9 protein-coding genes are annotated in these 14,983 nt (G+C 43.5%); 5 read left to right on the forward strand and 4 right to left on the reverse strand.

Annotated features, from left to right (window positions below):
- Nucleotide 1: 1 nt before the first annotated feature.
- The 4 genes from DXD68_RS08455 to DXD68_RS08470 all read left to right on the forward strand — a co-directional run bounded on the left by DXD68_RS08455 (nucleotide 2) and on the right by DXD68_RS08470 (nucleotide 5,078).
- The gene (locus DXD68_RS08455) at nucleotides 2–988 is read left to right on the forward strand and encodes a GSCFA domain-containing protein (protein ID WP_122361214.1); all 987 of its coding nucleotides are present in this window, start codon (nucleotides 2–4) and stop codon (nucleotides 986–988) included.
- A 3-nt stretch (nucleotides 989–991) separates the two neighbouring features.
- Nucleotides 992–3,457 (forward strand): bifunctional UDP-N-acetylmuramoyl-tripeptide:D-alanyl-D-alanine ligase/alanine racemase, encoded by a 2,466-nt coding sequence (locus tag DXD68_RS08460; RefSeq protein ID WP_122361215.1) that lies wholly within the window; start codon nucleotides 992–994, stop codon nucleotides 3,455–3,457.
- Nucleotides 3,458–3,514: 57 nt separating this feature from the next.
- Complete coding sequence (locus tag DXD68_RS08465) at nucleotides 3,515–4,372, forward strand: enoyl-ACP reductase (RefSeq protein ID WP_122361449.1); 858 nt, start codon at nucleotides 3,515–3,517, stop codon at nucleotides 4,370–4,372.
- A 100-nt stretch (nucleotides 4,373–4,472) separates the two neighbouring features.
- Entirely contained in the window at nucleotides 4,473–5,078 is a 606-nt protein-coding gene (locus DXD68_RS08470) for an L-threonylcarbamoyladenylate synthase (RefSeq protein WP_122361216.1), read from the forward strand.
- A gap of 193 nt (nucleotides 5,079–5,271) precedes the next feature.
- Here DXD68_RS08470 and DXD68_RS08475 read toward each other — a convergent pair whose 3' ends face one another.
- The 3 genes from DXD68_RS08475 to DXD68_RS08485 form a co-directional block, all read right to left on the reverse strand.
- Nucleotides 5,272–7,476 carry a DUF4838 domain-containing protein gene (locus tag DXD68_RS08475; protein ID WP_122361217.1) on the reverse strand — a complete coding sequence of 735 codons (2,205 nt, stop codon included), beginning with the start codon at nucleotides 7,474–7,476 and terminating at the stop codon, nucleotides 5,272–5,274.
- A gap of 146 nt (nucleotides 7,477–7,622) precedes the next feature.
- Complete coding sequence (locus tag DXD68_RS08480; RefSeq protein ID WP_122361218.1) at nucleotides 7,623–9,302, reverse strand: SusD/RagB family nutrient-binding outer membrane lipoprotein; 1,680 nt, start codon at nucleotides 9,300–9,302, stop codon at nucleotides 7,623–7,625.
- 12 nt (nucleotides 9,303–9,314) lie between these two features.
- The gene (locus DXD68_RS08485) at nucleotides 9,315–12,320 is read right to left on the reverse strand and encodes a SusC/RagA family TonB-linked outer membrane protein (RefSeq protein WP_122361219.1); all 3,006 of its coding nucleotides are present in this window, start codon (nucleotides 12,318–12,320) and stop codon (nucleotides 9,315–9,317) included.
- A gap of 374 nt (nucleotides 12,321–12,694) precedes the next feature.
- On the opposite strand from DXD68_RS08485, the gene dgt reads away from it, so the two are divergent.
- Nucleotides 12,695–14,020, forward strand: a complete 1,326-nt coding sequence (dgt, locus tag DXD68_RS08490; protein ID WP_122361220.1) for a dGTP triphosphohydrolase — start codon at nucleotides 12,695–12,697, stop codon at nucleotides 14,018–14,020.
- Here dgt and rsgA read toward each other — a convergent pair.
- Nucleotides 14,017–14,949: a ribosome small subunit-dependent GTPase A gene (gene rsgA / locus DXD68_RS08495; protein ID WP_122361221.1), complete on the reverse strand. Its 933-nt coding sequence runs from the start codon at nucleotides 14,947–14,949 to the stop codon at nucleotides 14,017–14,019. The genes dgt and rsgA overlap by 4 nt on opposite strands.
- Nucleotides 14,950–14,983: the final 34 nt, after the last annotated feature.

Consider the following 14,983-nt stretch of genomic DNA (forward strand, 5'->3'; position numbering starts at 1 on the left):
TATGGAGCTATACACCTCAATCCAAATCCCCAAGCCGCCTTTCCGCTTTTCCTGGCAGGAACAAATACTCCTGCTCGGCTCCTGCTTTGCGGAAAATATCGGGGCGAAGCTGGCCGATAACCGGTTCAATGTCGATATAAACCCGTTCGGGACACTGTATAATCCAGCCTCCATCGCGGCAGCCTTACGTATGTTACTGCATCCGGAACGGTTCACGGCAGACGATCTGTTCCGTAACGAAGGCGTATATCACAGCTTTACGCATCACAGCCGCTTCTCTTCCACTTCGGAAACAGAATGCTTAGATAATATAAACAACCGGCTATTTGCTTCGGCTGAAGGAATCCGGAAAACAAAGTATATGGTGATCACGTTGGGGACAGCCTACGTTTATCGGCTGAAAAGTACCGGAAAAGTGGTGGCAAACTGCCACAAACTGCCCGAAAAGATGTTCGACCGTTCGATGCTGTCCGTAGCAGAGATCGTATCGGAATGGAAAGAGCTGTTGCTTTCTCTTTGGGAACAATGCCCGGAGCTGAAACTGCTTTTCACCGTCAGCCCGATCCGTCACTGGAAAGACGGTGCACACGGGAACCAACTCAGCAAAGCGACGCTGTTGCTGGCCGTCGAAGCGCTTCAGACAAGTTACCCCGAACGCATCGCCTACTTCCCGGCTTACGAGATCATGATGGACGAGCTGCGCGATTACCGTTTCTATGCCAATGACATGCTGCACCCGTCGGAACTGGCCGTTGACTATATTTGGCAACGTTTTACAGAAAATTTCTTATCCGATGAAACGAAAGGCTTTCTTAAAGAATGGGCAGAGATACAAAAGGCTATTAATCACCGCCCGTTTCAACCCGAAAGTGAAGCCTATAAACGCTTCTTGTCGCAAACTTTGTTAAAGATGGAACGAATTAACGAGAAATTCCCTTTCTTTGATAGTACAAAAGAGATGGAAATAATAAAGTCTAAAGGAATGTAAAAAATGGAATACTCAATAAAAGAAATAGTAGGAGTTATTGGTGCCAAAGCAAGAAACCTACAGGACGGAACCATTAGTATCTTGCTGACAGACAGTCGCCGGCTTTCTTTTCCGGAACAGAGTCTCTTCTTTGCCCTCAAGACAAAGACCAACGACGGACACAGATATATAAAAGAACTCTATAAACTGCGGGTACGCAATTTTGTAGTGAGCGAGCTGCTTCCGGAGTTCGAGTCTCTTCCGGATGCGAATTTCCTGGTGGTCAAGGACACATTGAAGGCGCTTCAGAAGCTGGCGATCCATCACCGGAAACGGTTTAACATTCCGGTTATCGGTATTACCGGCAGTAACGGGAAAACGATCGTGAAAGAGTTCCTTTATCAACTGTTACACAAGGAATTCAATATTGTCCGTTCGCCGCGAAGCTATAACTCACAGCTGGGCGTTCCGTTGTCTGTCTGGCAGATGAGCGAAAAGAATACGCTGGGCATCTTTGAAGCCGGTATTTCACAGCCGGACGAGATGGAAAACCTACGTCCGATCATTGCTCCGACTATCGGTGTCATTACGAACATCGGTGAGGCGCATCAGGAGAATTTCATCTCTACCACCCAGAAATGCCTGGAAAAGCTGACCTTGTTCAATGACTGCGAAGCTATCATATACGACGGTGACGATGCCTTCATCTCCAACTGCATCGAATCAGCCTGTCTTTCACACAAGGCGATTGCCTGGAGCCGGACGGATTCAGACGCACCGCTTTACATTGAAACGATCGAGAAGAAAGAGTCGGAAACAATCATCCGCTGTACACTGCTCGGACTGACCCAGAAATATGTCATTCCTTTCACCGACGATGCGTCTATCGAGAATGTCATCCACTGCCTGGCAGTCATGCTTTACCTGAAGCCTACCAGTGTGAACGACGCTGAAAAGTTCACCCAACTGGAGCCCGTCGCCATGCGCCTGGACGTAAAGCAAGGCATCAACAACTGCATACTGATCAACGACACATACAATTCGGATATCAACTCGCTGGATATCGCCCTCGACTTCCAGCAGAGCCGCCATGTGGACAAGAATCTGAAATGTACTTTGATCCTTTCCGACATACTGCAATCAGGCACATTGCCTAAATCGCTTTACAAGAAAGTTGCCGACCTGGTTCGCCGTAAAAAGATAGACCGCATCATCGGTATCGGACGCGACCTGAAAGAGTACGGCGCTGCCTTCGACATGGAAAAGGAGTTCTATAACACAACGGACGAGTTCCTTAAATCGCCGACATTCAAACAGTTTAAAGACGAACTGATCCTGCTTAAAGGTTCACGCCATTTCCATTTCGAACGGATCTCCGAATTACTGGAAAAGAAAGTACACGAAACAATCCTGGAAGTAAATCTCGATGCAGTGGTGCATAACTTCAACTATTACCGTTCGAAGTTAAAACCCGAAACGAAAATGGTCTGCATGGTGAAAGCATTCGGATACGGTGCCGGTTCATATGAGCTTGCCAAGACGCTGCAGGAACATCGCTGCGATTACCTTGCCGTTGCGGTTGCCGATGAAGGGGCAGAGCTTCGTAAAGAAGGTATCTCGATTCCTATCATCGTGATGAATCCGGAGTTCAGCAGTTTCAACGTCTTGTTCGAGAATAACCTGGAACCGGAGATATACAGTTTCCGTCTGCTGGATGCGATGATCAAGGAAACGGAACGTCGGGGAATTACCTCCTATCCGATTCATATCAAGATAGATACCGGAATGCACCGTCTGGGATTCCAACCCAGTGACGTTCCCGCCATCTGCGAACGGCTGAAAGAACAAAGCGGTGTTACGGCACGCTCCATCTTCTCCCATCTGGTGGGCAGCGATTCTTCCATCTTCGACGACTTCACGAAGAAGCAACTGGATACATTTACCCAAGCAGCAACCGAACTGGAGAACGGACTGGAATATAAGGTGATCAAACATATCCTCAACTCTGCCGGAATCGAGCGTTTCACTGACTATCAAATGGATATGGTCCGCCTGGGAATCGGTTTGTACGGTGTCAGTGCTTCGGGCATGAAAGGTTTACGCAACGTCAGCACGCTGCGCACGACCATCCTGCAGATACAACAAGTGCCGGCAGGTGATTCGATCGGTTACAGCCGCCGGACGTATGTAGACCGTGATTCGCGCATCGCCATCATCCCGATCGGTTATGCCGATGGGTTGGATCGTCATTTCAGTAATCGCGGAGGTGAAGTTTCCGTTGCCGGCAAACGTTGTCCGATCGTCGGCAATATCTGTATGGATGCCTGCATGATCGATGTCACCGATACCAATGCACAGGAGGGCGATCCGGTGATCGTCTTCGGTGAAGAGTTGCCGGTAAGCGAACTTTCCGATAAACTAAAAACAATCCCTTACGAGATCCTAACATCAGTATCTCCGCGGGTGAAGAGAGTGTATTACAGGGAATAAATTGTTTATCTTGCACATTTTATGTACTTTTGTGCCGTAAATAAATTAAATAAAGGTATGAGTCATAATTTATTGAAAGGTAAAAGAGGCATTATCTTCGGTGCGCTGAATGAGATGTCTATTGCCTGGAAAGTGGCAGAAAAGGCTGTAGAAGAAGGTGCAACCATTACATTGAGTAATACACCGGTTGCCGTACGTATGGGCGAAGTCGATGCCCTGGCTAAAAAGCTGAATGCTGAAGTTCTGCCGGCAGACGCTACAAACGTACAGGATTTGGAAACGGTATTCTCCAGATCAGTGGAGATACTTGGAGGTAAAATAGATTTTGTGTTGCACTCTATCGGCATGAGCCCGAACGTGCGCAAAAAACGTACATATGATGACCTGGATTACGATATGCTGGATAAGACACTGGATATTTCCGCTATCTCTTTCCACAAGATGCTTCAGGTTGCCAAAAAGCAGGATGCTATCGCTGATTACGGTTCGGTTCTTGCTTTATCGTATGTGGCGGCACAGCGTACATTCTTCGGTTACAACGATATGGCGGATGCTAAGAGCCTGCTGGAATCGATCGCACGCAGCTTCGGTTATATCTACGGACGTGAAAAGGGAGTGCGTATCAACACAATCTCTCAGTCTCCGACCATGACAACCGCCGGTAGCGGTGTAAAAGGTATGGATCACTTAATGGACTTCTCCAACAAGATGAGTCCGCTAGGAAATGCAACCGCAGAAGAATGTGCAGACTATTGCATCGTGATGTTCTCCGACCTTACCCGTAAGGTTACTATGCAGAACCTTTACCACGATGGTGGCTTCTCAAGCATGGGCATGAGCCTTCGCGCCATGAACCAGTACAGCAAAGGATTAGAAGAATTTACCGACGAGAACGGCAACATAATTTACGGCTAAGCCGTAAATTAAATTGAAAGTTGAAAATTGAGAATTGAAAATTATCCGATAGGATAGTTTCAACCTAATTTTCAACTTTCAATCTTCAATTTTCAATTTTATGCTAATAAAGATCTACCCTGAAAACCCCAACCCCAGGGAAATAGACAAAGTGATCGATGTCCTCCGTGACGGAGGTCTGGTCATTTATCCAACCGATACAGTATACGCGATCGGCTGTGACGCTTTGAATGTCCGTGCCGTAGAAAAGATATGCCAAATGAAAGGAATCAATCCTCAAAAGAGTAATCTTTCTATCATCTGTTATGATCTTTCGAATCTGAGTGAATATGCCAAGGTAAGTAATTCAGCTTTCAAGCTGATGAAAAAACATTTGCCCGGTCCTTTCACTTTCATTCTTCCGACAAGCAGCGAGTTACCGAAAATTTATAAGAACAGGAAAGAAGTCGGTATCCGCGTACCGGACAACAACATCATCCGTACGTTGGTCAAAGAGCTGGGGAATCCGATCCTGACCATGTCCGTACACGACGATGACGATATGATCGAGTATTCGACCGATCCCGAACTGATTCACGAGAAGTATGAAGATACGGTAGATATCGTAATCGACGGCGGCTATGGTGGTTTTGAGGCTTCAACGGTAGTGGATTGTACAACTGACTATTTCGAAATTATACGACAAGGGAAAGGTATATTAGAATAGTTTTCTGCATTCCAGTAATATCGAACGAAAGAATAACAATTATCAAACGATAGGAACACATATATGCTTTATTCGTTTGATATATATCAAACGCAAAAGAGTATCAAACAAGCCCACAGAATAAAACATATCTTATATACAAAAGCAAGGGAGGTAATTGACTGATACCTCCCTTATTTTTATGTTCATGTATTTACAAAACTCTGATCTCATCCATAAAGAACCATCCCGGATGGCCTACTCCACAATGCCAGGACGGACAGGTATTCACCCCTTCAATCTCAACCTTGATATAACGAGCTTTTACCGGCTGAGACGATTCATTACGAGCCTGGAAGAATTTCACCTCGATCGACTGGTCCTCTGCTATATCTGTTTTTCCGAAGAACTGATAATCCTGATTATTCAAAGAAGTGGAATAAGAGACTTTCTTAGGCAAAAATACCCACTGCCCCAACTGGTGCAAAAAGTCACTTTCTATCACGCTCACCTCTTCTTCTTTGCCTAAGTCGAGTATAAATGCAGCATTTTTACCTTCCCAGCCAACCCAGCTTTCAACAAATGCTGTTCCTCCATACAATTCGTCAATCAGCATCTCCGCTCCTTTTTCGGCATATTTACCGGATGGTGCCTCTATCCATGTTATCTTGGCATTTTTAGCGAAATTCTTTTCAGACTTGGGCAGAAAACGTTTCTCATACAAATCGCAATACTCCAATGGTGAATTATGACGCTCATTCAAGGTCGGCAACTGATAATAAGCGGCCCGCTCCCTGAATAAAGCCAGCTTTGCCTTAATCTCATCTACATCGTGGCCACGTTCAGCTCTGGCTACTTCCAATTCCGAATATTGTAAGGTCAAGCGTTCGATTCTTACACGATCGAGTAACTGTTTATTATCTGCCACTGCCTTTTCTGCCTTATCAAACAATTCATTATACCGTTTAAGACAGTTAGCATTCAGCATTCCGTTTTTATGTGAAACCGGAGAGTCGAAAATCCATAAATCCACTTTACTTCCGAGCAATGCTCCTTCCAGCAGCTTTTCATAATCATACAAATAAGGAGCCGCCGCACCGTAATATCCTTTCATAAACGACTTCATCAAAGAATCCGTGTCCAGTGAAGGATTCCACATCAGTTTACTGACGATGTAAGATCTCATTTCTGTAAATGTTCCGCATTTAGAACCTGCTATCTGAGAGAAATGCATCGTTACATGATGATCTTTGAACAGCTGAATATTCTTTTTCAGGATCGGGAAATTAGGGAACGGAGCCAGATAACAATCGAAATTGATGCCGTAATCCCATACAAATATATTATTACTGATTTTTGACCATCCTTCCATCGCTTTCATAAAGTCACGTCCCGATTCATTATCCGTCAGCGGAACTTCACGCCTGCAATCGATATCACACAGCATGATGTTTACATTAGGCAAAGGTTTTATCTGTTTAGGCGGATGCATGGAAAACAAATAGGCCAATGTTGAAAACTCCTTGTCCGGGAAACGGGCTGCCAGCTTATTCAGGAAGTGAATCAGACTACCACTGGGGGAACCTCCTTCCAACTCATCCAGGGCTTTACAATCAGGACAGGCACAGTTCGTAAAATTACCATCATTCTGACTGATAGAAATCATATTCTTACCCGGATTAGCCTTAAAAATAGAATCGACCCGTTGGGATACGATTTCGAATACTTCCGGATTCGTCAAACACCATTGGCTTGCAGCCCCTGGCCGACGTTCACCATTAATAAAAGAATAATACTCCGGATGCTTTTCTCCAAATTCTGACGAAGGCAGAATTTTATCGAAAGTATGCACCCACAAATTACCGGCAAAGACTTCACTTGGTTCCTCCAGACGGAACCACATCTTATAGACCGGATCTTCTCTGACCGCATAACTTTGAGTCTGACGATAACGGAAAGCGGGATTTTCTGCCCGGTCGAGTTCCGGTATCTCTATTGTTTTACGCTGATCGAGCGTATATGTATGAGCTGTATAATAAGAGACTCCCAAATAATCTTCCAACAAGGTAACAACCCCGTAAATAGCCCCTTTATCACCTCCACTACTGATTCTTAAAATACCATCGGAAGTAGACAGACGAAATCCGTCTTCAAGCAGTCCGGTTGTATTTCCCTGACCGATTACTATATCTCCTTTTTTAGCTTTTTTACCTTCGATGACAGGAAGAGACGATCCGCTGATCCGCTGGACAAAGTCCTGCAGAAATGTCGCAGCTTGTTGATTCACCTGATTAGTTTCCGGAACAACGATTCGGGAAACAGGTTTTCCGTCTTTTACCAAAGTCATTTGGGAATAAGCGCCATCCACACAAAGCCATGCAGCCAAAGCGATCCCCCACAGTTTACATTTGTATTTCATAAAATAATATCAATGAGTTTATTAATTACGATACTTTATCCAAACTTATCTATCCGACAACTTATCTATTCCACCGGATAAATATAATAAAACCCCGAAAGCTGTGAACCAACATTCGGGGTTTAATATCAGGAATCTAACATTTATTAGAAGTTACGTCCGGTATCCCACCACAAACGAGTTGCCTCATTGTCCGGTCCGCTCAACAGGCTGACAGCTTTTTCAACTTCTGCCGTATTTGCATTTTTATCATTACGCGGGAAACGCAAACGTTTCACAAACTCGCCATTTTCGATACCACCATTTACCGTGCTGCTATAGTTATTAGCCACCGGGAACAACTTCGGATAACCCGTACGACGGAATTCACTCCATGCTTCCTGACCTTCCGGAAACATAGCAATCCATTTCTGATTGATGATCTTATGCAACTTTTCTTCATTGGAAGCTGATGGATCCCATTTTACCGTACATTTGTCAATACCTGCAATATTATTTGCCGGATTATGAGGATCTTCAAAGTTCACAGCTACACCTGTTCCATTTTCAATGTATTTATTGTATGCATCAGCAGAAATTCCATGTTCGTCAAATGAAACTTTAATACCCTGTTCATACAGTTCCTGGGCACTACCTCCCATATTCCAACCTCTCAGAGCACCTTCTGCACGTAAGAAATAAGCTTCGGCCACCTTCATCCACGGAAGAGCATTGGTTATTTGTCCCGGATTAGTCAAATCGGTATTTTTGCTCGATTTGATCATATTGATCGTTGAATACATCTGATAATTAGCCTTATCATCAATCCAGGTTCCCTGACGGATACCTACATATTCACCGATCTTATTGGTTGGCTTCCCGCTCGCATCTTTGATGTCTTCATCATTGAACCAACCGACAGGAGTAACGTAAACCGCCAAACGAGGGTCATCGTATCCTTTCAGAATAGAGAGCAAAGAAGCACCTACGCGAATATCATTATATCCGTAGTTAATCTCATTCAACGGATTCTGTACACTGGCACTTTTTACTTCTACATTATTGTTGCCGGCTACCAGCACACCATATTTATGGCTGACAGCAGCTTCTGCCGTAGTTTTAGCCAACTCCGGAGCAACCATAGAAATACGCATAGCCAAACGCAAACGTAAGGTATTGGCAAAACGTATCCACTGTTTATGGTCAGCTCCGCAAACAATATCGAAATCAGAAATACGAGACGCATCTGCACTGCCGGCATCTACGAATTCAGTCAAAGCATCCACACTTTCATTCAATTCCTGAATAAAAGTCTTATACAATGTCTCTACATCATCATAAGGAACAGAAGCTCCCCCCTGCATGGCTTGCGTATAAGGTACAGGACCATAAGTATCGACAACACGGTGCATGGCCTCTACACGAATAATTTTAGCGATAGAGACATAATCCGGTTCTTCTGTAGATTTCAGAATATCACTGATCGGTTTCATTACATATGATTCACCTGCAATAAAAGCCGTTTCATTCCAGCCTTCATTCATGGCATATGTAGAGTTACAATAGTTACCGCCAAAAGCCGTAGGCACAGCCATATAACCAGAATACAAATCCGCATTCAAGTTCTGCATCAACTGATATTCATAATGTCTGTTCTGATAATTCAGATAAACGGAAGTTATCGGCTGATTAAAACGGGCGGCAACACCGATTTGATCCGGCCTTAAACCGTTCGGATTCGTATTGATTTTCTCAAAATCCCCTGTACAAGACACATTTCCCATCAACACGGCAACGGCACACAGAGGTAACATTTTCTTTATTTTCTGGAATATATTTCTTTTCATAATAACTAGCTATTAAAATGTTACTTTTACATTGATACCATAACTACGAGAAGTCGGAAGACCGAAAGTATCGAATCCACCCCAGGCATTATCTGTAGAAACAGAAGCATCCGGATCGTGCGGAGAATTTTTCTTGAAGAAGAACAAATTACGTCCGACCAATGACAAATTCAAGTTCTTTGATACACCTAATAAATTACGGAATGTATACCCCAAAGAAACTTCACGCAAACGGAAATTTGTTGCTGAGTAAGTATATTCGCTGTTACACTTATCCTTTCCGGCTACAGCTGAATAATAAGTCTGAGCATCGATCTTCTGTCCGTTACCCACGTCTACACCACCGTTATCACGAGCATCGGCAGTAGTTTCTGTTACACCATAGCTGTCCAGATAACTCTGTGTCATACCGATCGTATTGCCACCAATCTTTCCGTCGATCAGGAAATAAAAAGAAAAATCTTTATAAGTAATCGTGTTACCCCAACCTAATTGCCAGTCAGGATTTACATTTCCAAGATATTCCTGTGTATCGCTCTTAACAGGTACACCGCTTTCGTTCAATTTTACAGAACCGTCTTCGTTACGCAATAACTTATAACCGTAAATATCACCGAAAGAACCTCCTTCTTTCAACATAAAACGGAAACCGGAACCACTACCGATCTGTACACCGTCAGCAAGACGAGAGTCTAATTCTTTGATTTTATTATGGTTGTACGACATATTCAGCTCAGTCTTCCAGCTCCAGTCTTTTGCAAAATCCCAACGATAACTTGCAGAAGCTTCAAAACCCTGGTTTTCAATATTACCGGCATTGATATAATAACTTGAATATCCGGAAGCCAACGGAGCAGCTATTGAGAAATACTGATTCTTGTTGTTGGTCTTATAATAAGTAACATCAAAATTGAAGCGATTATCAAACATAGCCAAATCAACACCAAATTCCATAGAATGCATCTTTTCCGGTTTCATTTCCGTAAACGGTTCGCTGGTATTCGGTTCCAATGCACCTAAGTTGATACCATCCAACGGATAGGTAATGTATGCAGGTACATCATTACCTACTACTGAATAAGAAGCACGGAATTTTAACAAATTAATCTTCTCACCCATCGGGATCATTTCATTTAACAAGGCTGTTACACCCACAGACGGATAAAAATAAGAGAAGTTGTTCGTATAAGCCAACGTAGAAGACCAGTCGTTACGGCCGGTAACATCCAAATAAATCATTCCGTTAAAACCGAACTGAACTGTACCGAAAACAGAGTTCAGACGTTTACGAGGATTGCTTGTACGCTGATTACCATTACCGGCAATATTTTCAGGTACAAAATAGTTCGCTTCGAGCAAACCTAACTTATCACTATCCAAAATAGAATTCTGAACCTTCGAATCCATAAAGCTTGTACCCAAAGAAGCATTCAATTCCCACTTTTCGTCCCAGGTTTTATTGAAATTGACCATAAAGTCCCCATAGAACTGTTTGGCATCAAAGCGTTCCTGACGATAACGGCCTTTACCACCCGGAGCCCATGTAGTCGTTGTGGTAGCATACCATTTGCGTTCGAATCTGTCGAATGTATTATCTACGCTCAAACGCCCCTGTACATTCAGGTAATCAGTAATTTTCAGCTTTGCAGTAGCAGAAGCCATAATACGATCACGTTTTTCTTTAGAAGTGATACGGTTCAACACCCAGTATGGATTGGCAGTGAAGTCGTCCAACGGAGTATACCAGTTCTGGGCATTCCAGTTCTTTGTTCCATCGAATACTTCGAAATTATTCTTATAATAGTCCCAATCACCATTAGCAGGGAATGTATAAGCACCTGTCAATGCATTATTATAAGTACCTCCGTGAGGACGGTTTGAAGCTTTCTGAGTTATATAAGACAAAGTAGCATCAATTGTCAATCTGTCCTGGAACAACTTGAATGATTCACGGGCAGTCATGTTATGACGATAGAATGTATTTTCCGGCATCATACCGATAGCAGACGTGTTCGCATATGAAAGGAAACTCTGAGCCTTTTCCGTACCGCCGTTAATCGTAACAGAGTTGATATAGGTCGAACCGACACGGAAGAAATCATTCAACCGATCTTTAGCTTTTGAATCGTTATCCGCAATTTTTTCACCCCAGCTCATAGCACTCAGTTGATCACCAGTTTTCACAGCTCCGTAACGTCCCTGTAACTTCGGTGCTGTTAACGGAGTTTCCAATGTGATATTAGAAGAGAAATCGACTCTGGCTGCACCTTCACGACCTTTCTTTGTCGTAATCATAATAACACCATTAGCCGCCATACTACCATACAATGCTGCTGCTGACGCTCCTTTCAAAACGTTCATACTTGCAATATCATCCGGGTTCAAGTTAGATAAGGCATCACCTCCGTCACGACCTTCATATTCCCCGGCCTGCTGCGTTGTCTTCGGATTGTTCATCGGCATACCGTCGATCACGATCAACGGCTGGTTATTACCATACACTGATTTATTACCACGTAAGATAATCTTAGAAGAACCACCCGCACCCGTAGAGTTCGGAGTAATAACCAAACCTGCAGTTTTACCCTGCAAAGCATTGATCATATTCGCATCTTTCGCACGAGTTAATTCCTGATTACTTACCTGCTGGGTTGCATATGTCAACGATTTAGCTTTACGCTGAATACCCATAGCAGTAACAACAACTTCTTCGATCTTCTCCGAATCGGAAATCATATCTACATTAATAACAGTACGGTCGCCGACAACTTCTTCAACCGACATCATTCCTATGTAAGAAAACTCAATAGTTGCATTGTCACCAACCGTCAACGTATACTTTCCATCCAAATCGGTAACCGTTCCGTTTGTCGTTCCTTTTTCAACGACATTACATCCAATCAACGGCATATTTACCTCTTTTTCCATAACGACACCGCTTACTGTCTTTTGTGCCCAAAGCACATTTGTACATATTCCTATGCAGAATAGTACTAACATAACAAAGCTCCTTCTCATACAGACAATTTGTTTAGGTTCAACAATAGATAATTTTTCATAATACACTTTTTAAAACGAGTTAAATATTAACACTTAAACAGTATATTCAAATAAACGAACTTAGTTCTACAAGAACTAATATACATTACCGCAAACGTAATCTATTTATTTCATTATTACACCATTCTTATACTTAAAAATCGATTTTCACACTTGTTAATTAACTTATTTTAAGCCCTATTATATTAATATTAAGCCTGAATTATTCCTTTTCAACTAACAAAATGACACAGTTCTTGTAGGACTAATCCCTTTTTGATGAAAATCAATCCATAACTTAGATAATAATTACATTTTTCCTACCTTTGTCGTGACTACATCAATATAAGACTATGAACTGGACCCAATTATTATCAGGCAAACGCTTTGGAATGGAAGAGTATCACGAACGCAAACACGAACGTACGGACTTCCAGCGGGATTATGACCGTTTGATTTTCTCATCCCCTTTCCGCAGGCTGCAAAACAAGACGCAGGTATTCCCTCTTCCGGGAAGCATCTTCGTCCACAACCGTTTGACACATAGCCTGGAAGTATCCTGTGTAGGCCGTTCACTGGGTAATAATGTAGCCAAGGGATTGATGCAGAAATATCCGGAGGGAAGCATTAACTTTCCGGAAATAGGATCGATTGTTTCGGCTGCCTGCCTGGCACACGATATGGGAAATCCGCCGTTCGGACATTCAGGCGAGAGAGCCATTTCTGCTTATTTCCTGGAAGGAAATGGAAGCCATTTGGAAGACGAGATACGTTCTGCCGGAGGACGTTGGGAAGATTTTCTTCATTTTGAAGGGAATGCCAATGCAATACGATTGCTGACCCACCAGTTTATCGGTCGTAGGAAGGGCGGTTTTGCTTTGACATACAGCACACTCGCCTCTATTGTCAAATATCCGTATGCCTCCGTTTATTCGGGTAAAAAAGGGAAGTTCGGCTTTTTCCAGTCGGAGGAAGAAACCTATATGCGTATCGCGACAGAACTGGGGATAAACCGTAATCCGGAAGACAGTAACAAGTTTGTCCGTTACCCGCTGGTCTATCTGGTGGAAGCTGCCGACGACATCTGCTATCAGATCATGGATATAGAAGATGCCTGCAAACTACATATCCTCACCACGGAAGAAGCGATCCAGTTACTGCTCAACTTCTTTGAAGGAGAACGCCTGGAGCACATCATCCGCGTCATGAAAATGGTCGACGATACAAACGAGCAGATTGCCTACCTCCGCTCCTGCATTATCGGGCTCCTGGTAGACGAATGCTCCCGTGTCTTTCTGGAAAATGAAGAAGGTATACTCGACGGCACTTATAATACACCGCTAATAGAAGAGATCGGCGAACAACCTAAACAGGCTTATGCCACCTGCTCGAAAACAGCTTATAAAAAGATTTACCGTGCCAAGGAAGTATTGGATATAGAACTCGCCGGTTATCATATCTTCAGCCATCTGATCGACAGCCTGACGGAAGCAGTCATGAACCAAAGCCATGCGTACAGCAAACTGCTATTGCAACGCATTCCGGAGCAGTATGATACAAATGCACCGACGACTTACGGAAAAATACAATGCGTACTCGACTATATCTCGGGAATGACCGATGTATATGCGCTCGACCTTTACCGGAAGATCACAGGCATGAGCCTGCCGGCTGTTTAAAAGTCGTCGCGATATTTGCTTTCCTCTTTATCCTCCAGGATACTGAGGTAGCTCTTATAACGGGATTCGCTGATGTAATGTTCTTCCAATGCCTGTAAGACGGCACATCCCGGCTCATGCCGATGAGAACAGTTACTGAACCGGCAATCTTCAGAGAATTTGAATATCTCAGGGAAGTAGTGGGAAATCTCTGCCGTCTCCATCTCGATCGTTCCGAAACCTTTGATACCCGGAGTATCGATCAGATAACCACCATCCGGCAGCGGAATCATTTCAGAGAAAGTAGTGGTATGCATTCCCTTATTATGGTATTCAGAAATATCGCCTGTCCGAAGATTCACTCCAGGGACAAGTTTATTTATTATTGTAGATTTACCGACACCTGAATGACCGGACAAAAGGGTTATCTTATCTTTCAGATCGTCCCGAAGCGCATCAAGCCCTTCCTCAGTCTTGGCACAAAGGGTGGAACAAGGATAACCGATCGCCGTATACAGATTGATCAGAGCATCCAGATACTCTTTATCTTCCCCTTTATAACGGTCGATCTTATTAAAAACCAACTTGACCGGCACACGGTAAGCCTCAGCCGTAGCTAGAAAACGATCGATAAAAACAGTGGTAGTGACCGGATAATTGACCGTCACAATCAACATGGCCTGATCCAGATTGGCAGCAATAATATGAGATTGTTTGGACAGGTTGGAAGCCCGGCGAATAATGTAATTTTTCCGGTCTTCGATTTTCGTAATGAAGGCAGTACCTTCATTATTGATATCGATATCGACCCGGTCGCCAACAGATACCGGATTGGTGCTGCGGATCTCTTTCAAACGGAAGTTCCCTTTCACCTTACTCTCCACATCACGTCCGTCATCGGTACGTACGGTATACCAGCTACCTGTATTCTTTATTACCAGTCCCTTCATATCAATTGACAATTGACAGTTGACAATTGACAGT

Source organism: Parabacteroides sp. TM07-1AC (assembly GCF_003480915.1).
GTDB lineage: Bacteria > Bacteroidota > Bacteroidia > Bacteroidales > Tannerellaceae > Parabacteroides > Parabacteroides chongii.